General features: G+C 60.9%; 18 protein-coding genes. 16 read left to right on the top strand and 2 right to left on the bottom strand.

Going from position 1 to position 24355, the window contains the following annotated elements:
* Window positions 1–11: 11 nt before the first annotated feature.
* The 4 genes from HX839_RS00975 (at window position 12) to HX839_RS00960 (ending at window position 3844) form a co-directional block, all read left to right on the top strand.
* Window positions 12–1079 (top strand): phosphotransferase family protein, encoded by a 1068-nt coding sequence (locus HX839_RS00975; protein WP_003210778.1) that lies wholly within the window; start codon window positions 12–14, stop codon window positions 1077–1079.
* A 19-nt stretch (window positions 1080–1098) separates the two neighbouring features.
* Window positions 1099–1866 (top strand): SDR family oxidoreductase, encoded by a 768-nt coding sequence (locus tag HX839_RS00970; protein WP_003210776.1) that lies wholly within the window; start codon window positions 1099–1101, stop codon window positions 1864–1866.
* 59 nt (window positions 1867–1925) lie between these two features.
* Complete coding sequence (locus tag HX839_RS00965; protein ID WP_177066616.1) at window positions 1926–3359, top strand: PLP-dependent aminotransferase family protein; 1434 nt, start codon at window positions 1926–1928, stop codon at window positions 3357–3359.
* An 83-nt stretch (window positions 3360–3442) separates the two neighbouring features.
* Window positions 3443–3844: a cupin domain-containing protein gene (locus tag HX839_RS00960; RefSeq protein ID WP_003210770.1), complete on the top strand. Its 402-nt coding sequence runs from the start codon at window positions 3443–3445 to the stop codon at window positions 3842–3844.
* Window positions 3845–3978: 134 nt separating this feature from the next.
* Here the strand turns inward: HX839_RS00960 and HX839_RS00955 are convergent, their stop codons facing one another.
* Window positions 3979–4608, bottom strand: a complete 630-nt coding sequence (locus HX839_RS00955; protein ID WP_102604667.1) for a DNA-3-methyladenine glycosylase I — start codon at window positions 4606–4608, stop codon at window positions 3979–3981.
* 232 nt (window positions 4609–4840) lie between these two features.
* On the opposite strand from HX839_RS00955, the gene HX839_RS00950 reads away from it, so the two are divergent.
* The 3 genes from HX839_RS00950 to HX839_RS00940 all read left to right on the top strand — a co-directional run bounded on the left by HX839_RS00950 (window position 4841) and on the right by HX839_RS00940 (window position 7705).
* Window positions 4841–6151 (top strand): C4-dicarboxylate transporter DctA, encoded by a 1311-nt coding sequence (locus HX839_RS00950; protein ID WP_008433031.1) that lies wholly within the window; start codon window positions 4841–4843, stop codon window positions 6149–6151.
* A 145-nt stretch (window positions 6152–6296) separates the two neighbouring features.
* The gene (locus HX839_RS00945) at window positions 6297–7001 is read left to right on the top strand and encodes a FadR/GntR family transcriptional regulator (protein ID WP_102369278.1); all 705 of its coding nucleotides are present in this window, start codon (window positions 6297–6299) and stop codon (window positions 6999–7001) included.
* A gap of 17 nt (window positions 7002–7018) precedes the next feature.
* Window positions 7019–7705, top strand: a complete 687-nt coding sequence (locus HX839_RS00940) for a GntR family transcriptional regulator (RefSeq protein ID WP_102369279.1) — start codon at window positions 7019–7021, stop codon at window positions 7703–7705.
* A 196-nt stretch (window positions 7706–7901) separates the two neighbouring features.
* Here HX839_RS00940 and HX839_RS00935 read toward each other — a convergent pair whose 3' ends face one another.
* Window positions 7902–12761, bottom strand: a complete 4860-nt coding sequence (locus HX839_RS00935; RefSeq protein WP_102604668.1) for an NAD-glutamate dehydrogenase — start codon at window positions 12759–12761, stop codon at window positions 7902–7904.
* Window positions 12762–13781: 1020 nt separating this feature from the next.
* Between HX839_RS00935 and HX839_RS00930 the strand changes: the two genes are divergently transcribed.
* The 9 genes from HX839_RS00930 (at window position 13782) to HX839_RS00890 (ending at window position 24324) form a co-directional block, all read left to right on the top strand.
* Window positions 13782–14972 (top strand): YcaO-like family protein, encoded by a 1191-nt coding sequence (locus HX839_RS00930; RefSeq protein WP_256344656.1) that lies wholly within the window; start codon window positions 13782–13784, stop codon window positions 14970–14972.
* 6 nt (window positions 14973–14978) lie between these two features.
* Entirely contained in the window at window positions 14979–16727 is a 1749-nt protein-coding gene (locus HX839_RS00925; RefSeq protein ID WP_371315613.1) for an ATP-binding cassette domain-containing protein, read from the top strand.
* A gap of 83 nt (window positions 16728–16810) precedes the next feature.
* A complete protein-coding gene (locus tag HX839_RS00920) occupies window positions 16811–17167 on the top strand; it encodes a hypothetical protein (RefSeq protein WP_003212949.1) in 357 nt (118 codons plus the stop codon).
* Window positions 17168–17478: 311 nt separating this feature from the next.
* Complete coding sequence (locus HX839_RS00915) at window positions 17479–18438, top strand: MoxR family ATPase (protein ID WP_003218556.1); 960 nt, start codon at window positions 17479–17481, stop codon at window positions 18436–18438.
* Between the two features lie 5 nt (window positions 18439–18443).
* Complete coding sequence (locus HX839_RS00910) at window positions 18444–19376, top strand: DUF58 domain-containing protein (protein WP_177066614.1); 933 nt, start codon at window positions 18444–18446, stop codon at window positions 19374–19376.
* On the top strand, window positions 19373–19867 hold the full coding sequence (locus HX839_RS00905) for a DUF4381 domain-containing protein (protein ID WP_003218539.1): 495 nt from the start codon (window positions 19373–19375) through the stop codon (window positions 19865–19867). The genes HX839_RS00910 and HX839_RS00905 overlap by 4 nt, the downstream gene beginning before the upstream one ends.
* Window positions 19860–20948, top strand: coding sequence for a VWA domain-containing protein (locus HX839_RS00900; RefSeq protein WP_003218538.1), 1089 nt, complete (start codon window positions 19860–19862; stop codon window positions 20946–20948). The genes HX839_RS00905 and HX839_RS00900 overlap by 8 nt, the downstream gene beginning before the upstream one ends.
* The gene (locus HX839_RS00895) at window positions 20945–22687 is read left to right on the top strand and encodes a tetratricopeptide repeat protein (protein WP_177066613.1); all 1743 of its coding nucleotides are present in this window, start codon (window positions 20945–20947) and stop codon (window positions 22685–22687) included. The genes HX839_RS00900 and HX839_RS00895 overlap by 4 nt, the downstream gene beginning before the upstream one ends.
* Window positions 22684–24324, top strand: a complete 1641-nt coding sequence (locus HX839_RS00890; RefSeq protein ID WP_177066612.1) for a BatD family protein — start codon at window positions 22684–22686, stop codon at window positions 24322–24324. Before HX839_RS00895 ends, HX839_RS00890 begins: the two co-directional genes overlap by 4 nt.
* Window positions 24325–24355: the final 31 nt, after the last annotated feature.

Genomic DNA, 24355 nt, shown 5'->3' with positions numbered 1-24355 from the left:
AAGGGATAAGCATGGCGCTTAATGACCAATCGACCCAGATTCGCCCCGGCGAAGAACTTGATGCCAGCCTCATCGATCCCTACCTCAAGGCCCATATCCCGGGCTTGAGCGGCAGCGTCAAAATCAGCCAGTTCCCCGGGGGTGCCTCCAACCTGACGTACCTGCTGGAATACCCCGGCCAGGAATTCGTGCTGCGCCGCCCGCCCTTTGGCCACAAGGCCAAGTCCGCCCACGACATGGGCCGCGAATACCGGATTCTCAACCAGCTCAAGGACGGTTTCCCGTATTGCCCCAAGGCCTACGTGCACTGCACCGACGAGTCAGTGATCGGCGCCGAGTTCTACGTGATGGAGCGGGTCAACGGGATCATCCTGCGCTCGGACCTGCCGCCGGAACTGGGCCTGGACGCGGCGAAAACCGAAGCCTTGTGCAAAAGCTTTATCGACAAGTTCGTCGAGCTGCACCAGGTCGACTACAGCGCCTGCGGCCTGGCCGACCTGGGCAAGCCCGAAGGTTACGTGGAGCGGCAGATTCGCGGCTGGAGCGACCGCTACGAAAAAGCCCTGACCCCCGACGCCCCAAGCTGGGAAGCGGTACGTGCCTGGCTCAACGACAAGATGCCGGCCGACCACCCCACCTCGAGCATCGTCCACAACGACTACCGCTTCGACAACGTGATCCTCGACCCGCATAACCCGATGCAGATCATCGGCGTGCTGGACTGGGAACTGACCACCCTCGGCGACCCGCTGATGGACCTGGGCAACACCCTCGCCTACTGGATCGAAGCGGCCGACCCGGCCCCGGTGCAACTGATGCGCCGCCAGCCGAGCAACGCCCCCGGCATGCTTACCCGCCGCCAGTTCGTCGACTACTACGCCGAACGCTCCGGGATCCAGATCGACAATTTCGACTTCTACTACACCTACGGCCTGTTCCGCCTGGCCGGCATCGTGCAGCAGATCTACTACCGCTTCTTCCATGGCCAGACCCAGGACAAACGCTTTGCGCAGTTCATTCACATGAACAAGCTGCTTGAGCAGATGAGCCTGAATGTCATCAAACAGTCTTCCCTCTGACCCTCTTCAAGGAAAAACCATGTCCAAGACCCAACTGTTCGACCTCGACGGCAAGATCGCTTTCGTTTCCGGCGCCAGCCGCGGTATCGGTGAGGCCATCGCCAAGTTGCTGGCCCAGCAAGGCGCCCACGTGATCGTGTCGAGCCGCAAGATCGACGGCTGCCAGCACGTGGCCGACGCGATCATCGCCGACGGCGGCAAGGCCACGGCAATTGCCTGCCATATCGGCGAAATGGAACAGATCACCAACGTGTTTGCCGCGATCCGCGAACAGTTCGGCCGCCTGGACATCCTGGTCAACAACGCCGCCACCAACCCGCAGTTCTGCAACGTGCTGGACACCGACCTGGGCGCATTCCAGAAGACCGTCGACGTGAACATCCGCGGCTACTTCTTCATGTCGGTGGAAGCCGGCAAGCTGATGCGCGAGAACGGTGGCGGCAGCATCATCAACGTGGCCTCGATCAACGGGATTTCGCCGGGCGTATTCCAGGGCATCTACTCGGTGACCAAGGCCGCCGTGATCAACATGACCAAAGTCTTCGCCAAGGAATGCGCGCCGTTCGGCATTCGTTGCAACGCACTGCTGCCGGGCCTGACCGACACCAAGTTCGCCTCCGCGCTGGTGAAGAACGACTCGATCCTGAAAATGGCCCTGGCGCAGATTCCCCTCAAGCGCGTGGCCGACCCGAGCGAGATGGCCGGCGCGGTGCTGTACCTGGCCAGCGACGCGTCGAGCTACACCACCGGTGTATCGCTGAATGTGGACGGTGGTTTCCTGTCCTGATTCGGCTGGCGGGTGACTTGCGGTAATCTTGCGGGTGATTGCTTGCCTCTGGATGAAACATGGAACTGCACGTCGTTATCAAGGGCCGCAAGGACCTGGCCGAACAGCTTTACCAGCAATTGCGCACGGCCATTGAGTCGGGACAACTGGTGGCCGGGTCGCAATTGCCTCCCAGCCGCTTGCTGGCCCTGCAACTGGGCGTGTCGCGCAAGACAGTCTCAGACACCTACGCGGCGCTGACCTACGAAGGGTTGTTGGTCGGCAGGATCGGCCGTGGCACGTTCGTCAACGCCTGGGCCACGCGCCGCGAACACCTGCAAAGTGCCGCCGACCTTGCCTGCGCCGCCAACCTGGCCAAGTGGCAAGCCCTTCCCGCGCCCATGGGTCACCCCAACCGTGAAACCCGCCCGAGCCGGGACTTTATCGGCGGTGCCACCGCCCGCAGCCAGTTCCCCCAGGATGAATGGCGGCGCTGCACCCTCGATGCCTTGCGCCGTATCTCACAGGACAGCGGCTTCTACAGCCGGCCGGAAGGCTTGCCGGCCCTGCGCAATGCAATCGCCGGGCATATCGCATTTTCCCGTGGGGTCAGGTGCAGCGAAGACGACATCGTAGTCACCAACGGCGCCCAGCAGGCGCTTGACCTGATCGCCCGCGTGGTGCTGGAACCGGGCACCGTCGTCGCCATGGAAGACCCCGGCTACACCCCGGTGCGACTGATGTTCGACGCCATGGGGGCGACCGTGGTGGGCGTGCCGGTGGACGAACACGGCCTGCGGGTCGACTTGATTCCCGACGGCACGCGGCTGATCTACGTGACACCGTCCCATCAGTTCCCCCTGGGCATGCCCATGAGCGTGCCGCGCCGTGAGGCGTTGCTGGCACGTGCGCTGGCGTTGGGCGCCATCGTGATCGAGGATGACTACGACAGCGAATTCCGCTACGAGGGCCGCCCCACCGACTCCCTGCAAAGCATGGACACCCGCGGCGTGGTCGCCTACGTCGGGACCTTCTCGAAAACCCTGCTGCCGGAGTTGCGCCTGGGCTACACGGTGTTGCCGCCGGCGATTTTCGGCGCGGTGCTCAAGGCCAAGCAACTCACCGACCAGCACAGCTCCACCCTGCCGCAATGGGCCCTGGCCAAGTTCATCAGCGAAGGCTACCTGCTCAAGCACATTCGGCGCTGCCATGGGGTATATGCCGGGCGCCGGGAACGGATTCTGCAGCGCCTGGGGGGGGACCTCTCGCCGTGGTTCGACGTGGTGCCCACCGTGGCCGGGTTCCATCTGGCCGCACTGTGCAAGGTGCCGGTGAATATTCCGCAGCTTACCCAATTGGCACGGGAGGCTGACGTGGGGCTCTATCCGCTGAGCGTGTTTTTCCACGACACACCGGTACGCGAGGGACTGAAGATCGGGTTTGGCGCGATCGAAACCCTGGACATTGACCCGGCACTGGACGTGGTGCGGGATATCCTGCGACAGATTGGCTGAGGGAATTTCCGCCGGATTGGCTATTGGTCAAATCCGGATCGGGGCCTAGGGTGAACGGGTCTCGACTCACTCGGAGCCTCACCATGAAAGTACTGCTCGGCACCACCCTGCTGCTGGCCTCGTTAAGCGCCTTTGCCCACGACCCGGTGTACAACCAGGAGAAGATCAACGTGTTGCAGGAACACGCCCTGGCCAACGTCCCCGGCAAGAAAACCGTGATGCTCACCGTGGACTACGCCCCGGGCCAGGCCACCGTGCCCCATAGCCACACCGGCACGGCCGTGGCCTATGTGCTGGAAGGTGCAATCACCTCGCGGGTCAACGATGAAAAGGCGATCACCTACAAGGTCGGCCAGTCGTTCTATGAACCTGCCGGCTCGCGGCACTTTGAATCCAGCAATGCCAGCCAGACCCAACCGGCGAAACTGCTGGTAGTGATGGTGATGGATGACAAGGCCGACGTGCTCACGCCGCTGCCCCACTAACCCGCGCCACCGCACCCTCCTGTGGGAGCTGGCTTGCCTGCGATGGCGGTGGATCAGCAAACACAACTGTGTCTGATGCACCGCCATCGCAGGCAAGCCAGCTCCCACAGTTTTAACCGCGCACAGTCAGTGGCTCAGGGTCGTTTGAAGTGGTGGCGCAGGTGTTCGATTCGAGGCCGGCAGGTACAGCCTTCAAGGTGGTCGTTGACCATGCCCATCGCCTGCATGAACGCATACATCGTGGTCGGGCCCACATAGCTCCAGCCACGTTTCTTCAGGGCCTTGGACAAACGTGTTGACGCGGCTGACGTGGGGTTGGCCGTCCAGTACGCCATGTCCACCACCGCCGGACGCTCATCGGCGGCCGGTTCAAACGACCACAGCCACGCCGCCAGCGAACCGGTCTCATCCACCAGCTCACAGGCGCGCCGGGCGTTGTTGATGGTGGACACGATCTTGGCGCGATTGCGCACGATGCCCGGGTCGGCCATCAATCGCTCGATGTCCTGCTCGGTGTACTGCGCCACCCGGCGAAAATCAAAGCCCTCGAACGCCCGGCGAAACGCCTCGCGCTTGCGCAGGATGGTGATCCACGCCATGCCCGCCTGAAAACCTTCCAGGCAAATCTTCTCGTACAGCGCAATGTCATCGGCCACCGGCACGCCCCATTCGTGGTCGTGGTAATCCGGGTACTCCGGCGCCGCCGTGCGCCACGTACAGCTGGTGACGCCCGCCGCGTCCGTGATCAATCCTGGAATATCCATAACTCACCCTGTGAACCAAGCCCGGGATGATAAGCGAAAAAAATTCCGGGCCGCCAACCGCTCAAGTACGAACCTTGCGGACCAACTGGTCAGACCGGGACCTGCCATCCGCGTAATATTTACTTGCGACTTGAAAAAAACCGAGCGTAGACTGGCCCCGCACTGGACATACCGGTCAGACCACAACAATTAAGCCCTGGACCCACCAGGGCACCGAATAGAGATCCTTCCCATGCTCAGATGGTGCTCGCGTTCGATTTTTCTGCAAGTCGTGATTGGCCTGGTGATCGGCATAATCTGCGGCCTCGCCCTCCCCGAATTCTCCTCGCAACTCAAACCTCTGGGTGACGGCTTTATCAAGCTGATCAAAATGCTGATTGGCCTGATCGTCTTCTGCGTGGTGGTCAGCGGTATTTCCGGTGCCGGCGACTTGAAGAAAGTCGGGCGCATCGGCCTCAAGTCGGTGATCTACTTCGAAGCACTGACCACCGTGGCCCTGGTGATCGGCCTGATCATGGCCTTCAGCACCGGGATCGGCACCGGCGCCAATATCCACCTGGAGCAACTGTCGTCTGCCGGCCTGAATGAACTGGCAGACCGCGGCCAACACATCAAGGGCACCAGCCAGTTCCTGATGGACCTGATCCCCAACTCGGTGATCGGCGCCTTCGCGGACAACAACGTGCTGCAAGTGCTGTTGTTCTCGGTGTTGTTCGGCAGCGCACTGAACCTGGTGGGCGAAGCCGCTTCCGGCATCTCGCGGTTGATCAACGAGCTGAGCCACGTGATCTTCCGCATCATGGGCATGATCGTGCGCCTGGCGCCCATCGGCGTGTTCGGCGCCATCGCCTTCACCACCAGCACCTACGGCCTGGATTCCCTGCAACACCTGGGCAGCCTGGTGGGCCTGTTCTACCTTACGTGCTTCCTGTTCGTCGCGGTGATTCTGGGGCTGGTGATGCGCCTGTCGGGCCTGCGGATGATGCCGCTGCTCAAGTACCTGCGGGAAGAACTGTTGATCGTGATGGGCACCGCGTCCTCCGATGCCGTGTTGCCACAGATCATGCGTAAACTGGAACACCTTGGCATTGGCAGCTCCACCGTGGGCCTGGTGATTCCGACCGGGTACTCGTTCAACCTCGACGGTTTCTCGATCTACCTGACCCTGGCCATCGTGTTTATCGCCAATGCCACCGGCACACCGCTGTCGATGACCGACCTGCTGACCATCCTGCTGGTGTCGCTGATCACCTCCAAGGGCGCCCACGGGATTCCGGGTTCGGCACTGGTGATTCTGGCGGCGACACTCACCGCAATCCCGGCGATTCCGGTGGTGGGCCTGGTGCTGGTGCTGGCGGTGGACTGGTTCATGGGCATTGGCCGGGCGCTGACCAACCTGATCGGCAACTGCGTCGCCACCGTGGCCATCGCCCGCTGGGAAAAAGACATCGATATCCAGCGCGCCAACAAGGTGCTGGACGGTCAACAAGGGTATGCCTTCCAGGCCAAGAAACCGGTGCTGCCCGCCCACCAAGAGTTCTGATGAGACAGACTCACCCCCTGTGGCGAGGGAGCTTGCTCCCGCTGGGGCGCGAAGCGGCCCCAAAAAATGGGCCTGCTGCGCAGTCCAGCGGGAGCAAGCTCTCTCGCCACACCAAGCAGACAGTTCAATTTAAAGGGAGCCACACGTGATCACCTCGTCAACCGTCGTCAATTCAGTGGTAGAAAAACTGCGCGCCGCCCTGGCGAGGGGTCAGTGGCGGCGCGGCGAGATGCTGCCCGGCCAGCGTGAACTGGCCGAGCAAATGGGCATCAGCCGCCCGAGCCTGCGCGAAGCGGTGATCGTGCTGGAAACCCTCGGCCTGGTGCGCTCCATGCCCGGCAAGGGCGTGGTGGTGCTGGAAACCACCCTCAACGAATCCCAGGCCCAGGACAGCGGCGTGGCCGACGCCAGCCTCGAAGACATCCTGCAACTGCGCTACACCCTCGAGCCCTTTATCGTAGGTTTAGTGGCGCAATCCATCAGCAGCAAGGAAGTCGGGCAACTGCGCCTGACCCTGATGGACATGCGCGAAGCCCTCGACGCCGGCGACAGCGAAGCCGGGATGAACGCCTACATCGCGTTCCACGAAGAACTGTTCGCCCTGACCTCCAACCCGATCTTCCAGAACGTGGTGCAACAAACCAGCAACGCCCTCAAGCAAAGCGCCCAGGTGCTGCGCAACTCCCCCGAACACCTGGCGGAACGCTTGCAGGAAAACGACGCCGTGGTGCGCGCGATCCGCAACAAGAACAGCGCCCTGGCCAGCGCCGAAATGCGCCGGCATATCCTGCAGGAAGGCTTGCGCATGGGCATTCGCTTGAACATCCCGGATGACCATCTGGGTAGCTGACTTCCAGGAGACCGCGCATGACCGCTCACGCCCTGCACACCCCTTTCCCCTTTACGCCGTTGCGCCTGGTGGGCAAGCCGAAACTCTCGGTGGACGACATCTACCCGGCACTGTTCGACGCCATTCTTGAGCAACGCATCGCCCCCGCCAGCCGTTTTACCGAGGAGAGCCTCGGGCAAAGTTTTGGCGTCAGCCGCAGCGTGATTCGCCGGGTGCTGGCGCGGCTGTCGCACCAGCAAGTGATCATCCTGCGGCCCAACCACCGCGCCCAGGTGGCGGCACCGGATGCACAACAGACCCAGCAGATTCTCGAGGCGCGACGCCTGACGGAAATCACCGTGGTGCAGTTGGCGTGTGCCCAGGCGAAACCGGCGCAGATCCGCCAACTGCGGGAGTTGATCGCACGGGAGCGCGACTGCATCGAGCGTGACGAACGTGGCCCGGCGATTCGCCTTTCCGGGGAATTTCACCTGCAACTGGCAGCCATCGCCGGGAATGCACCGTTGGCACAGTTTCTCAACAGCCTGGTGCCGCTGACCTCATTGGCGATTGCGCAGTTTGAGGCCAAGGCTTGCACGTATTGCGCATGGCAGGAACATAGGGCGATTGTGGATGCGGTGGAGCATGGCGATGCCGGCAAAGCCGTCAACTTGATGACCCGGCATCTGGATCATCTGGAAGCCAAGCTACTACGCAGCAATTGATCACACTGTTTTAACCTGTGGCGAGGGAGCTTGCTCCCGCTGGGACGCGCAGCGGCCCCAAAACCGGGACTGCTGCGCAGCCCAACGGGAGCAAGCTCCCTCGCCACAAGTTGAGATAACACGCCGATAATCAAATGCAAAAAAGCCCGATATCTTTCGATACCGGGCTTTTTGTTTTAACGCTCAGTCAGACCCGTTACAGCACCGACTGGCCGCTCATCGCCAGGTCCAGCAACTCACGGTTGGCTACCGCGTACATGGCGTAGTCCGTGCCGACTGCAGCACGAATCTCCACCATCATGGTGCGCCAGCGATCAGCCATGTCCTGGTGCTGCTCAAGCCACAGGGCCACGCGGGCTTCCATGTCTTCTGGCGCATCGGCCATTTGCAGTACGGAAATGGTGATCGCCCGTTGCTGCCAATCCACGTCATCGCGGAAGGCTTCGCGGGCCTGGGCCTGCCAGTTGTTGCCCACGGGCAGGCTGCTGATCTGCTGCAGGTACCACGGCAAGTCCAGGGCGCTGCCGACGGCGAAGTAAGCCTTCGCGACGTCTGCCGCACTTTGGCCTGTCACGTCGGCGGCTTCGATGATTGGCAGCAGGGTGTACAGGTGGGTAGTGCCTGCAACCATGCGCGCCAACAACTCCGGCACACCGGCTTCGACGTAAGCCTGGTAACGGTTCTGCCAACCTTCGCGGGTCGGGCCTTCCAGCAGTTCGTCGAGCTTGAGGCCCAGCGCGGCAAGGTGCGGGCCGAAGTGCGCAACATCACGCCCCGCATCCTGTTCGTTGCGACGGCTGCGCAGGAACCAGCGCGTGGCACGGCGGCCCAGGCGCATCAGCTCGTCCATCAGCTCCAGTTGCACATCGGCCGAGACCTGGTGGTCCAGGGCTTCGATCTGACGGAACCAGTGCGGGAGGTGGAAGATGTCTCGCACGATCACGTAGGCGCCCGCCACGTTCGCCGGGCTCATGCCGGTGGATTCTTTGAGGCGCTGAACGAAGGTGATGCCCATGTGGTTGACCAGGTCGTTGGCGATCTGGGTGCTGACGATCTCGCGCTTCAGACGGTGGCGACGCATGGCTTCGGAGAACTTCGCCACCAGGCTCGGCGGGAAAGCGGTCTCCATGTCACGGGTCAGGTAGTCGTCATCCGGCACCAGGGATTTGAGCAACGCTTCCTTGAGGTCGATCTTGCTGTAGGAGATCAGTACCGACAGCTCCGGACGGGTCAGGCCCTTGCCCGCAGCGGCGCGCTCGTTGAGCTGCTCCTCGGTCGGCAGGTACTCGATGGCACGGTCCAGCTTGCCACGGCCTTCCAGGTCGCTCATCAGGCGCTTGTACTCGGCCACGCGCTCGAAGGCTTTGCGGGCAGCCAGGGACAGGGCCTGGGTTTGCTTGTAGTTGTTGCCCAACACCAGGCTGCCGACTTCGTCGGTCATGCTCGCCAGCAACTGGTTGCGCTGCTTGTCGGTCATGTCACCGGCCTGCACCACTTCGTTGAGCAGGATCTTGATGTTCACTTCGTGGTCGGAGCAGTCCACACCACCGGCGTTGTCGATGAAGTCAGTGTTGGAACCGCCGCCATTGAGGCCGAATTCCACACGACCCAGCTGCGTCATGCCGAGGTTACCGCCCTCGCCCACCACCTTGCAGCGCAGCTCGTTGCCATTGACGCGCAGGGCGTCGTTGGCCTTGTCGCCCACATCGGCGTGGCTCTCGGTGCTGGCCTTGACGTAGGTGCCGATACCGCCGTTCCACAACAGGTCCACCGGCGCCTTGAGCAAGGCATTCAGCAGTTCGGTCGGGGTCAGCTTGTCGGCCTGGATGTCGAAGCGTTCTTTCATCTGCGGCGAGATGGCAATGCTCTTCGCGCTGCGCGAGAAGATACCGCCGCCTTCGGACATGATGCTGGTGTCGTAGTCGGTCCAGGCCGAGCGCGGCAGGTCGAACAGGCGCTGACGTTCAGCGAAGCTGTTGGCCGGGTTCGGGTTTGGATCGATGAAGATGTGCAGGTGGTTGAAGGCGGCGACCAGTTGCAGCTTGTCGGACATCAACAGGCCGTTGCCGAACACGTCGCCGGCCATGTCGCCCACGCCCACCACGGTGATGCTGTCTTGCTGGACGTTGATGCCGCGCTCACGGAAGTGACGCTGCACACCCACCCACGCGCCCTTCGCGGTGATGCCCATTTTCTTGTGGTCGTAACCGGCAGAACCACCGGAAGCGAACGCGTCACCCAGCCAGAAGCCGTAGTCGATGGCGATGCCGTTGGCGATGTCGGAGAAGGTCGCAGTGCCCTTGTCCGCGGCCACCACCAGGTACGGGTCATCGTTGTCGTGGCGCACCACGTTCAACGGTGGCACCAGGGCGCCGTCTTTCAGGTTGTCGGTAATGTCCAGCAAGCCCGAAATGAAGATGCGGTAGCAGGCGATGCCCTCGGCCGCGATCTCGTCCCGGCTGCCGCCCAACGGCAGGCGACGCGGCAGGAAACCGCCCTTGGCGCCCACCGGCACGATCACCGAGTTCTTCACTTGCTGGGCTTTTACCAGGCCCAGCACTTCAGTGCGGAAGTCTTCTTCACGGTCAGACCAGCGCAGGCCGCCGCGAGCGACGTTGCCAAAGCGCAGGTGCACTCCTTCAACCCGTGGCGAGTAGACGAAGATTTCAAACTTCGGCACCGGCTTGGGCAGCTCAGGAATCGCGTGCGGGTTGAACTTGAAGCTGAAGTACGACTTGTTCTGGCCGTTGGCGTCAGCCTGGTAGAAGTTGGTCCGCAAGGTGGCCTTGATCAGGTCCAGGTAGCGACGCAGGATGCGGTCTTCGTTGAGCACCTGAACGTCGTCCAGGGCCGTGAGGATCGCTTGTTCCAGGCGTTGCTGCTTGTCTTCGAGGTCTTCGGCGGTGAGCTTGCGCGCCAGGTAGAAACGGGTCTTGAACAACCGGGTCAACTCGCGGGCGATGTCGGTGTGGTTGTTCAGGGTGCTGGCGATGTAACCCAGGTCGAAGCCCAGGCGAATCTGCTTCAGGTAACGGGCGTAGGCACGCAGCAGCGCCACGTCGCGCCATGGCAGGCCGGCCGTCAGCACCAGGCGGTTGAACGCATCGTTTTCGGCATCGCCGTGCACGATATGCACGAATGCGTCCTGCAGGGTGTCGTTCAATTGCTGGATATCGAGGTTCACGCCTTCGGCGGCGATGAACGCGAAATCGTGAATCCAGAACTCGCGGCCATTGGCATGACGCAGGCGGTACGGGAATTCACCCAGGACACGCAGGCCAAGGTTTTCCAGGATCGGTAGCACGTCGGACAGCGCCAGCGGCGTATCGGCGTGATACAGCTTGCAATGCAGCTCGCGCTGGCCGGAAACCTGGCCCAGCGGCTGGTAGAAGCTCATCACCAGCGGGTTGGCTTCGGTCAGGCTGAGCAAGTGCTGCATGTCGACCACGGCCGAATGCGCGGCGAAACGCTCACGGTAGCCGGCCGGGAAACCTTTCGGGAAATCAGCCAGCACGTTGGTGCCGTGGGCTTCGCCGAAGCTTTCCACCACCAGGCTGGAGTAGTCGTCCTGCCAGCTGCGGCAGGCCTGCACCACTTCTTTTTCCAGTTGCAGCGGGTCGATGTCCAGGCGGTTCTTCGGGTCTACCCGCAGGATCAACTGCACGCGAGCCAGTACGGACTCGGAGAAGAACGTCCAGAACTCGCAGTCCGAGGCTTTCAGGCGATCCATCAGCACTTGCTGGATCTTCTGGCGCACCTCGGTGGAATAGATGTCCCGCGGCACGTAGGCCAGGCAGTAGCAGAAACGGCCGTACGGGTCTTTGCGCAGGAACACGCGGATCTTGTTGCGTTCCTGGATCTGCACGATCGACATCACGGTGCTGAACAGCTCGTCCACCGGGGTCTGGAACAGATCATCGCGGGGCAGCACCTCGACCACCTGGGCCAGTTCCTTGCCCAAGTGCGCCTTGGCCTGGAAGCCCGAGCGACGCTCGATTTCCGTCACCTTGCGACGGATGTAAGGAATCACCCGCACGCTTTCGCCGTACACCGAGGAGGTGTAGAGGCCCATGAAGCGGCATTCCTTGATGACCTTGCCGTCGGCGTCGATCTGGCGGATCGACACGTAGTCCGGGTAGGCCGGGCGGTGCACGCGGCTTGGGTGTGCAGCCTTGGCGAACGACAGCACGGCCGGCTCACGCAGGTAGTTCACCGCGTAGTCTTCGATGCGCAGCTCGTCGGTAGTCAGGCCCGGGCGCAGCAGTTTGGTCAGACCGAGGAACGAGTTGGCGTCATATTCGATATGACCGCCGTCCGCCTCGTCACGTACCACGAACTCTTCATAGCCGAGGAATGTGAAGTGGTTGCCCACCAGCCATTCCAGGAAGCTCTTGATCTCGGCTTTTTCTTCGCCGTCGATCACGTATGGGCTGGCGTCGATACCGGCCAGCAGTTCCTGGACCTTGGCTTTCATCGGTTCGAAATCGGCGACAGCGACGCGCACTTCGCCCAGCACCTGCTCAAGTTCCTTGCTCAGGACACTCAGCTCGGCGGCGTTGGCGCAGCGGTCGATTTCCAGGTACATCAGCGATTCTTGCTGAACGTCTTCGCCCTGGGTGCCTTTGGGCAGGATTTCCAGCAGTTCGCCCTTCTTGCCACGACGCACGCTGAGTACGGTGGTTTGCAGGGTGTGGATGCTGTAGCCACGGCGGTTCAGCTCGGTACGCACCGAGTCCACCAGGAATGGCAGGTCGTGGTGCAGCACTTCGACCGCGGTGTGGGTCGATTGCCAGCCATGACGTTCGTAATCGGGGTTGTAGACCCGCACTTGCGGTTGGTTGTGATCAAAGCGCTCAAGCAGGCGCCAGGCAGACAGGGTGCAACCGGCCAGGTCGGACAAGCGACGCTGGGTCAGTTCATCCAGGGAAATGATGCCGAAGAATTGTTCAGCGAACAGCGCCACTTGTGGCAGTGCCTGTTCACTGATGTGCTGCGCCAGTGCCGCTTGCAGTTGGTGCTGGAAGTCGGCTTTGCTGGCTGCGGTGAAGAACGCCATCTGTGGTACTCCGCTTGGGCTTGTTATTGATGGAAGCGTCGCGTGTTATCCCCTTGCGGGGAGACCGTCAGCTCTGTTCGCGGTCTACAGTAACGAATTCAGAGTGACAGGTGGGTGAAGCTGGACAAGACAATGAGGTCACATTCAACTTCCATAAGATGCGCACCTTGCCAGGTGACGGTACGACGGGCAGGTCAGACTCCTGGCGAGGCACATCCGTTGCGCAGCTTAACGAGTGTAGGAAGCAAGCTGCTTGCGACGCTGCGACATATTCGGTCATCGGCACGCTGCCGGCGGGTTGCGACTTGGGCAACCGGGCGTTTTCGGAGAAATCCCGGGGCGCCGAGTACCGGAAATGACTGATATTGCCCGCCAGGTCATGCCTCAAGGTCTGACACACGATGCAGCACAAAATTCGCCGCATTTTCGCCAGCATGCCGCACGCCTCCTGAGAAAGTGAATCATCAGGGTAAATTCTCGGTGGTCGCCCCCTTCCCAATAGAGAGGCTGAACTCCCAATCACATCAAAAGCTAAATGAGTGATTTGTCGAACCGCTCTTAGTTTGCCTACCTCTCACAAAACCATAAACATCACAAACCATTGAAACAGCTGCGTACAACCGCAGCTAAGCCAAAAAATCAAACATAGACAACTATCATCCCACGCCCCGACGAGATAATTCCTACACAAACACAGGACGCTCGCGCCTTCACACCAATTGAATCGAGGTAGGGCCACTGCTATTAATTGATCACTTGCGAAATTACGCGCAAGTGGGGAACTCACTATCGAGTGCCTCTCATTCAAAATAGAAACGAGGTGATTGAAATGGGTAATAAACGCTCCGAAATAACCATCCCGACTGGCTTTCCGCAAAACGCAGGCGCATCCGAAAGCTTACTAGCGACCGAGGTCCACTTCTTCGCCACACTCACAAACTGACATTCCATACAAATGAAGCACCCGCTAAAAAATGCCGAAAGGAAATCCTTTCGGCATTCAAAAATAACGAGGCAAGCATGTCAGAGCGAGAACTAAGCCCAACCAATGCTCTATCAAAAATAAAAGAGACCATTCATAGCCTTGGCCTAACTGCGATTACGCAGTATGCAAACAAAGAAAACCTAGTAGCGACAACGGAACTGTACGACGCAAATAGCCAACTAGTCGCATCGGGCGCAGGCAAAGGGCCCGAATCACTTATTGGAGCACTCGCTGAAAGCTTAGAACACCTTATCGCGGGCCAACCAATCGCCCTTGGTATTACGACGTGTCACTGCAAGGCAGTTGCTGCACAAGCGCCAGCAAAAATCGATGGCTTACTCTTCAACTGCTCTCAAATCAAGGAGCCTCTTGAATGCTTAACGCTCACAACCCTTGATAAAAAGGAAAAATTATTAGTCCCACACGCGCTCCTCTGCCCAGCCATCGCCAAAAACAAACATCCCAAAGGAAACTCTCACTTAAATTTTCTAGCCCGCTACTCATCCAATTCAGGTATGGCATTCGGATGTACGGAAGACGAGGCCCTCTTGCACGGCATTCTCGAAGTCATTGAGCGACACATTCTATCGCTTTTTTATATGGCAATTTGCAAAATCGGCCCACCCATAAATTTATACTCCCCGTCCACATCCCTCCTTGCGATGGCACTACATAACAATCCGTATGCAATAAAATCTGCCCAACGTCTCCAGATCGTGGTCATTAAAGATTTTTTAGGCGTTTATTTTGCAGCAGCTTTCCCCAGAGCGGGCGCAGGCGATCTACATATTGCATCTGTTGGCTCAGGTTGCTCGCTGGACGTTAACGTAGCTTTGCAGCGAGCGGTGACGGAGCAATTCCAAGCAAACGAACTGTATGACTCTGCAGGAGAGGAGCTGGACAAGAAAACCCTGGAGCTGCTGTCTAGCTCAGAAAAGCTCAAACCTCTCATTGAGTTCTCCTCAATAAAGAACTTGAGACTGCCCCTCATTAAACATCAACACAAACAATTCTCAGCAAGCGTTCCGCATCAGCTGCAAATATTACAAAACAGCCTTTCCAATGACGGAAAGAAAATATTTTTCAGAACACTCACCAAGTTTGCCAACGGCTGTAGCGTTATACAAATCTACATCCCCAGCCTTGAGCGCTTCAACATTATTAGAAGTGGAAACTTGGTAGCGCCCCAGCACACTCTACTCAGCTGCCCCACCCCTACACTATAAGTATGAATGCAGCGAAGAATGCCTATAGGCGACCAAATGCAAACACTTGTTAAAATAGCATGCAAACAGCATACAGCTCTGCTTACGTCTACCGTCCTTACCACAATAGGGCTTAAATTTATAGCGCTCGCGCCACCTTTACTGCTAGGAGAAGTCGTAGACGCACTTAGCAACAACCAGCCAACAATGAACACCTTATTCATACTGATTGCAGGCTTCATTCTGGCCGGATGCATTCAGGCCTTAGTAAACCCTGCGCAAATATTCCTATTATCCAAGCTAATCCAACAAATCGTAAGAGATGCTTCGATCAATTGGATTGGGCAATTACTGCACAAAGACTTTCATCACTTTAGCTCATGGCGCATTGGCCACTTCATAAAGTCTGTGGAACGCGGAATCACGGCTCACGAAAAATTGCTTACGTTTTTCGTCACTGTCGCATTTCCTATGTGCCTGGAGTTGCTAATTGTTGGGGGAGCCTTTTTGTATATGGGTGGTAGCGGAGTGTTCCTCGCTGTGATCGGCCTGAGTGCTATCTATCTTTTTACAGCCCACAAAATCATAAGATGGCGGAGAAAGCACATTGACAGGATCAACGAACAAGAAGATGAGCTGGGTGCCATTCTGTTCAACACTTTAAAATCGGGGAAGTCTATAAAACTGGAAGGAGCAGAACATACTGCCACACACCCTTTGAATGAAGCTTTCACCCAATACGCCAATGCCGCGGTAACAGTTACAAGCTCCGGCGGTTTTTTAAACGGTGTAAAGATCCTATTCATCAGCCTTGCCACCGGAGGGCTACTTGGCTGGGGGGTATTGGATCAGCTTTCAGGACAACCCGTTATTAGTCTTGGGCAATTAGTTGCGACATTCTCAATCGCTGGCAGCTTCTTAATCAACATTACTGCGCTTACAGAAGGCTACCGGGTACTGGATCAATTTCTCGCAGACCAGCGCCGACTCCTGCACCTACTGTCGTTACCAAATTTTGGCGACGACAACGGCCAACTCGAAATACCGCTACAGCCCAAATCAACGTTAATACTTAATCCCTGCATCGTGACTGACACCAGCTCCATCCGCTTGACCATCAAGACAGCCATCGAATTTACTCAAAGTCAGTCAGTTGCCATCACTGGGCCAAGTGGAGCGGGGAAATCTACCTTGCTGGAAGTGCTGGCAGGCTTGAACCCCTCACTGACAAGCAGGTTGCTTATCGACGACAAGCCCATTTGCGAACTGAGTGCCCAAGCGCATTTGAGGTACCTGAGGTATTGCCCCCAGTCGCCCCAGTTCCTGGAAGGCTACTTTGATCACTCCGTACTGTTTGGAATCCCCCCCTCCCCACACTTGAACCACGCAATTGAGCAACTGAACCTGGAAGAAATCGTTTTAAACCGCAGCCTCAGCGAAGACGCGTCCAATATTTCAGGAGGCGAAGCAAAGCGTCTGTCCCTGCTGCGCCTCGTCAACAGGCCCGGGGAATTCAATTTATTCGATGAACCCAGCGCGTCCATTGAACAAAAACTGGCCACGCCTGTGTGGGATCTGCTGTTCGATACCTTCGGCAAACGCGGATTGATATGCGTCACACATGATGTCCGCCACCTGCACCGTTTTGATCAGGTTATTGTCATGTCAAACGGAGCAATCATTGATCAAGGCCCTTGGAGCGAGTTGGCTAACAAAACGTCGATCTTGACGCTGTTAAGTGACTTTGATCTGGAAAACCAAACCGGCAACAGCTAGGAGCCCCTCATACACGGTGCAGCACAAAATTCGCCGCAATGGCACAATTGCCCTGCTTCGCCCTCCCCCAGACAGGATTAACCATGCCATTGCAACTCACCACCGCCCACCTGATCGTCAACCCGTGCGATGACGAAGAAGACAACATGGCCATGCTCTGCTGCCACGGCGACAAGGGCGAGATGTTCATGGTGACCCGTTATCCGGACGAGGACGAGGTGGAAGTCACCTGGGATTACGAGCCGTCGACCCTGGACGGGCTGAAGATCACCCTGAGTGCCACGACACTGTTGGTGGAGATTGGCGCGGCGGATGCCGATGCATTGGGCGGCCACGATCAATTGGCAATCACCCACGGCACCGCCGAGTCGGATCTGGCCGAAGTGGAAGAAACCCTGCAGAACATTCTCAAGGGCACCGGGACCTATATCCGGGCCTAGTTGCCAAACCCGCACAAATGTGGCAAGGGAGCTTGCTCCCGCTGGGCTGCGAAGCGGCCCCAATCCAGCCGACTGCGCCCTGCCTGGAAAAACTTGACAGCCTTATTGGGGCTGCTGCGCAACCCAGCGGGAGCAAGCTCCCTCGCCACAAAGGCAGGCGCCTATCGGAAAAAACCTCAGACATTTCCCACATTTCCCGAAAAATACCCCCCGCGCCGTTAGTCTCCACCCCCTCCGATGCATTAAAGTAACGCCCCCAGGCCTGGCATTTTTCGCAATGCCCAGTCTCACCTCTCCAGGAACCGTCATCGATGGAACATCGTGAAGCGCTGCTTGCGCTGCGAACCTTTCTTTCAACGCAGATTCTCGGCCAGGAAAAACTCATCGAGCGCTTGCTCATTGCCCTGCTCGCCGATGGCCACATGCTGGTTGAAGGCGCTCCCGGGCTGGCCAAGACCAAGGCCATCAAGGAGCTTGCCGAAGGGATCGAGGCCCAGTTCCATCGCATCCAGTTCACCCCCGACCTGCTGCCCGCCGACATCACCGGCACCGAGATCTATCGCCCGGAAACCGGCAGTTTCGTGTTCCAGCAAGGCCCGATCTTCCACAACCTGGTGCTGGCGGACGAAATCAACCGTGCCCCGGCCAAGGTGCAGTCGGCATTGCTCGAAGCCATGGCCGAGCGCCAGGTCAGCGTGGGGCGCAGCACTTACGAGTTGTCGCCATTGTTCCTGGTGATGGCCACGCAAAACCCGATCGAGCAGGAAGGCACCTACCCGCTGCCCGAAGCCCAGCTCGACCGTTTCCTGATGCACGTGAAAATCGGCTTCCCCGATGCCGCCGTCGAGCGCCGCATCCTGCAGCAGGCCCGTGGCGAAGCCCTCAACGGTGAAACCAAGCCCGAGCGGCGCGTCAGCCAGCAGGCGATCTTCGCCGCGCGCAAGGAAATCCTCGGCCTATACATGGCCGATGCGGTGGAGGAATACCTGGTGCAACTGGTCATGGCCACTCGCACCCCGGCCAAGTTCGATCCGGAAATGGCCGAATGGATTGCCTATGGCGCCAGCCCTCGTGGCTCGATTGCCCTGGACCGCTGCGCCCGGGCCCACGCCTGGCTGGCCGGCCGCGATTTCGTCAGCCCGGAAGACATCCAGGCGGTGCTGTTCGACGTGCTGCGCCACCGCATCATTCTGTCGTTCGAGGCCGAAGCGGCCGGCATCGACCAGGACCGCGTGGTGCAACGCATTCTCGACGTCGTTGCCGTCGCTTGACGTCCATGAACGCTGGCGATGGAACCCGTGTCACCCTGAGCGAATTGATCGAGATGCGCCATCGCGTGCGGGAAGTGCAGCTGTTTTCCACGCCGAGCCAGCGCAGCCCGCTGATCGGCCTGCACCACTCGAAACTGCGCGGGCGCGGGGTCGACTTCGACCAGGTGCGGGTGTATCAGGCCGGCGACGATGTGCGCACCATCGACTGGCGCGTCACTGCACGCACCCAGGAGCCCCACACCAAGCTGTTTCATGAAGAGCGCGAACGGCCGATCTTCATCATGGTGGAGCAAAGCTGCCGCTTGTTTTTCGGCTCGGGGCAGATGTTCAAATCGGTGCTGGCGGCTCAGGCGGCGAGCCTGATCGGCTGGGCGGCGCTGGGCCATAACGACCGGGTCGGCGGGCTGGTGTTCGGTGACAGCGAGCACTACGAAATCAAACCCCGGCGCAGCAAGCAAAGCCTGCTGCAATTGCTCAACCGGTTGGTACGGGTCAACCAGAGCCTCAACACCGAACGCCGCCCCGAAGCCGACGCCCTCGGCATGGCCTTGCGCCGAGCCCGGGAAGTATTGCGCCCGGGCAGCCTGGTGATTGTGATCTGTGACGAGCGCGCCCTGACCGAAGGCGCCGAGCAACAGCTGAGCCTGCTGTCACGGCATTGCGACCTGCTGCTGTTGCCGGTGTCCGACCCGCTGGACCACGCCTTGCCCGCTGCCGGGCTGCTGCGCTTCGCCGAGCGCGGCGCACAGCTGGAACTGGACACTCTGAATTTTGATCTGCGCCAGGCCTACAAGGCCCAGGCCGAAGCCCGCAGCGCACGTTGGGAACTGCTCGCGCAAAAGCTGCGGGTGCTGTTGATGCCCTTGAGTACCCAGGGTGAAATGGTCGAGCAACTGCGCGAATACCTGAACCCGCAACATCCGGTTAAAAAGCAATGAGCAGCCTCGACCAACTGCAACCCCTGATCGCCCCGCCAGTGATCGGCTTCTGGCCGCCGGCGCCGGGTTGGTGGCTGTTGCTGCTGATCATCCCGTTGGCGGGCTGGGGCCTGTGGTGGCTGCGCCGTTTCCTGCCAGCCAAGCGCCCATTGGCCCGTGCCGAACAACCCCTGGACCCGCTGCGCATCGCCGCCCTCGCCGAACTGGCGCTGATGCCCAAACCCTACGACGGCGCACCGGCCGGTGCCTGGCTGCAACAGCTCAACGGCCTGCTCAAGCGCCTGTGCCGCAACGACTACCCGTACAGCCAGAGCCACACCCTCAACGGCCGCAAGTGGCTGGCGTTCCTCGACAACCGCTGCCCCGCCGCCGGCCTGACCCGCTGGATGGTGCTGGTGGAAGGCGCCTACAAGCCCGAATGCAAACTCGACGACAAGGCCATCGCCGGCCTGACCCAGGCCGTCGACACCTGGATTCGCAAACATGTTTGAGTTCGCCTGGCCGTGGATCTTTGCCCTGTTGCCATTGCCCTGGTTGCTGCGCCTCATCCTGCCGGTGGCCGACAGCGGCGAACCGGCGCTGAAAGTCAGCTTCCTCAGCGACCTCGAAGGCCTGGCCCGCCGCCGCGCGCGGGTCAACCTGCCGGGATGGCGCCAGCAAGCACCGTTTGTGTTCCTGTGGCTGCTGCTGTTGACCGCCGCCGCCCGCCCGGAATGGTTGGGCGAACCCTTGCCGATTGCAGCCAGCGGCCGCGACTTGCTGGTGGCGGTGGACGTTTCCGGCTCGATGGACTTCCCCGACATGCAATGGCAAGACGAAGACGTCAGCCGCCTGAGCCTGGTCAAGCACCTGCTGGGAGATTTCCTGGAGGGCCGCGAAGGTGATCGCGTGGGATTGATCCTGTTCGGCAGCCAGGCCTATCTGCAAGCGCCGCTGACCTTTGACCGGCGCACCGTGCGCACCTGGCTGGATGAGGCACGGATTGGCATCGCCGGTAAAAACACCGCGATTGGCGACGCCATCGGCCTGGCCCTCAAGCGCCTGCGCCAGCGTCCGGCGCAAAGCCGGGTGCTGATCCTGGTCACCGACGGCGCCAACAATGCCGGCGAAATCGACCCGCTGACCGCCGCCCGCCTGGCCGCCGAAGAAGGGGTGAAAATCTACCCGATCGGCATCGGCGCAGACCCCGAGCAAACCGGCTCCCTGGGCATCCTCGGCGTCAACCCGAGCCTCGACCTCGACGAACCGGCCCTCAAGGCCATCGCCGAGGCCACCGGCGGCCGCTACTTCCGCGCCCGCGACGGCAACGAACTGCTGAAGATCAAGGAAACCCTCGACCAGCTCGAACCCGTGGCCCAGCAACCCACCCAGGCCCGCCCCGCCCAGGCGCTGTACAGCGCGCCGCTGGCGTTGGCGCTGATCCTCAGCATGCTGCTGGTGATCCAGGAACGCTGGCCGGATAACGCCCTGCAACGCCTGTTCAACAAACTCTCAAGCAAGGGCCGCTTCCTGCAACCCAATCCTGAATGGCGTGAACGCCTCAAACGCCTGCGTTTGCGGAGGCGTCGATGATCGCCCTGTGGCCGCACTGGTTCCGTCCCTGGTGGCTGTTGCTGCTGCCGCTGCTCGGCTGGTTGCTGTGGCAGTTGTGGCACCGCCAGAAACGCGCCGGGCGCTGGCAGATGATTCTGCCGCCAGCGTTCCATGCCGCGTTGCTCAGCGGCGGCAGTGGCCGCGAAAGCAAGTCGCCATGGGTGGTGCTCGGCATCGCCTGGCTGCTGGCCGTGCTGGCGTTGCTGGGGCCGAGCTGGGAACGCGTCGAACAGTCCAGCCAGAAGCCCGCCGACCCGCTGGTGGTGCTGCTGGAACTGACCCCGGAAATGCTCGCCACCGACAGCCCGCCCAGCCGCCTCGAACAGGCACGGCGCAAGCTGTTCGACCTGCTTCAGGCCCGCAGCGATGCGCAGACCGCCATCGTGGTCTACGCCGGCAGCGCCCATACGCTGGTGCCACTCTCGGACGACCTGGCCACCAGCCATAACCTGCTGGAAGCCCTGCGCCCCTCGATCATGCCCGAGCCCGGCCACCGTGCCGACCTGGCCGTGGAGAAGGCCCTGAGCCTGCTCAAGCATGGCGGCCTCGGCCAGGGTCGGCTGCTGCTGATCGGTTCGTCGCTGTCCAAGCAGGAACGCCAGGGGATCCGCCTGCAGCTGCAAGGCAACCAGGCGCCGAGCCTGTCGATCCTCGGCATTGGCAGCCGCGAAGGCACGCCGGTGACCCAGGAAAGCGGCGAGTTCCTCAAGGACGCCCAGGGCGCGATCCTCGTGCCGCGCCTGGACAGCCCGACCCTCAAGGCCTTCGCCAGCGAAATGGGTGGCCGCTACCGCCAGGCCCGCCTGGACGACAAGGACCTGCGCCACCTCGGCCTGCTGGATGGCCCGCAAAACCTGCGCAATGACGGCCAACTGCTGCACCTCGATACCTGGGCCGACCAGGGTTACTGGCTGCTCTTACCGCTATTGCTGCTGGCCGCCTGCGCCGGGCGCCGGGGCTGGCTGTTCTTCCTGCCGTTGCTGCTGTTGGGCGCGCCGCAGCCCAGCTATGCCTTCGACTTCCAGGACCTGTGGCTGCGCCCCGACCAACAGGGCCAACTGCTGCTGAAGAAAAAACGCCCGGCCGAAGCAGCCGAACATTTCGAAGACCCGCAATGGCAAGGCGTCGCACTGTATGAAGCGGGCAACTATGCCGAAGCCGCCAAGCGGTTTGCCGAAGGCAGCGACGCCTACTCCCACTACAATCGAGGCAATGCCCTGGCCAAAAGCGGCGAGCTGGAAGCGGCGATCGATGCCTACGAACAAGCCCTCGAAGCCCAGCCAGACTTGCAGCCGGCGCTGAAGAACAAGGCGCTGGTGGAAAGCCTGATGCAACAGGAACCGGAAAAAACCGAGCCGGCCAAGCCTGCAAAAAACGAGGATGACGAAACCACCCAACCCGGCCAGACTGCGCAACCGGGCGCCAGCAGCCAGACCGCCACCGGTGGCGAGCAGACGGCCCAAGGCCAGGGCCAGCCCGGCGCGACCGACACGCAAACCGGGGCCACGCCCCACGCCGGCAGCAACGAGGTACCCGGCAGCGAGTTGGGTGATGAACAAACCACCACCCCGCCCCTGCGCCCGGTCGACGGCACGCTTGAAGGCGAGCAGCGCCAGGCCCTGGAACAATGGCTGCGGCAGATCCCGGACAACCCCGGCGAGTTGCTGCGACGCAAATTCTGGTACGAACAGCAACAACATCAGGACAAGACTCGATGAACCGCTGCACCGCCTTTCTTCTCACCCTCGCGTTGTGGGCCAGCCAGGCCCAGGCCGCCGGCCTGGTGGCCAGTGTCGACCGCAGCCGCATCAATTCCGGGGAGACGGTGGAACTGACGGTGGAATCCAACGACGTCACGCTGTTCGGCAAACCGGACCTGGCGCCGCTGGACCCGCTGTTTGAAGTGAGCGGCACGCGCCAGATCAACCAGCTCACCACCCTGGGTGGCGATAACCATGCCACAACCCGCTGGATCATCACCTTGCTGCCCAAGGAGAACGGCACCGTGGTGATTCCGCCGTTGCAGATCGGCGAACTCAAGACCCAGCCGATCACCCTGCAAGTGGTGGAGACCGTCAGCCAGAACACCGAGGCTCAACTGGCCCCGGTGTTCATCGAAACCAACCTCGACCAGGACAGCGTCTACGTCCAGGCCCAGGCGTTGCTGACCGTGCGCGTCTACCACTCGGTGTCGCTGTATGACGACAGCAGCCTCACGCCGTTGCAGATCGCCGATACGCGCATCGAGCAGTTGGGCGAGTCGCGCACCTACGAGAAAGTCATCAACGGCATCCGCCACGGTGTGATCGAAACCCGCTATGCCATCTACCCGCAGCACAGCGGCACGCTGACCATTCCGACGCAGACGTTCAGCGCCACCCTGGTAGAGCCACGGCCCGCCCAGGACAACAACCCCCAGGGTTCCAAGCCCGGCAAGCTGATTCACGTCAGTTCGCCGGAGCTGTCGTTGACGGTCAAGGCCAAGCCGGCAATGTACCCGGCCGACGCTCCCTGGCTGCCGGCCCGCAGCCTGACCCTCACGGAAAGCTGGAACCCCGAGCCCGATCACGTACAGGTGGGCGACTCCCTGACCCGCAGCCTGACCTTGAAAGCCGAAGGCCTGGCCGGCGCGCAACTGCCACCGCTGGCACTGAGCGACATCCCCGGCCTGCGCCGCTACCCGGACCAGCCGGTGCTGAGCAACCAGAACAACGACCGTGGCCTGATCGGCAGCCGTGAAGACCGCGAAGCGCTGGTGCCCAACCGCGTTGGCGCGCTTGAACTGCCGGCGGTGGACGTGGTGTGGTGGAACACCCACGAAGACCATCTGGAACGCACCAGCCTGCCGGCGCGCACCCTGCAAGTGGCGACCAACCCGAGCCTGATCGTGGACACGCCGGCCAGCCCGACCGTGATCACCGCGCCGGACAACGACAGCCTGTGGATCTGGCAACTGACCAGCCTGATCCTGGCCTGCACCACCCTGCTGGGCTTCGGTTTGTGGTGGCGTGCACGCTGGCAGCCGGCGATTTTGCGTGCCGCGCAAACCGGCCCGAGCCCGCGTACCTTGCTGGACGACCTCAAGCGGGCGAGCCAGGCGAATGACCCGCAGGCTACGCGTCAGGCGCTGGATGCCTGGGCGCGACAGCAGCCGGAGACCCTGGCGGATATGGCGGCGCGGTTTGTGCCGTTGTCGGATGCGCTGGATGGGTTGAACGGCGCGCTGTACAGCGAGAGTGGGCAGTATTGGCAGGGAGAGGAATTGTGGCGGGCGGTGAAGGCGATTCCGATGGCGGAGCGCGAGCAGGACCCTGCGGGGGACAGCACCAGCTTGCCGCCGCTGTATCCCAAATAGCCCCTCTCAGAAACACCCAAAACCCAATGTG

Origin of the sequence: Pseudomonas sp. I8001, from assembly GCF_013385345.1 — a bacterium.
GTDB lineage: Bacteria > Pseudomonadota > Gammaproteobacteria > Pseudomonadales > Pseudomonadaceae > Aquipseudomonas.
Note: the sequence above shows the minus strand (reverse complement) of the source record. Positions and strands in the feature narration are given on the sequence as shown.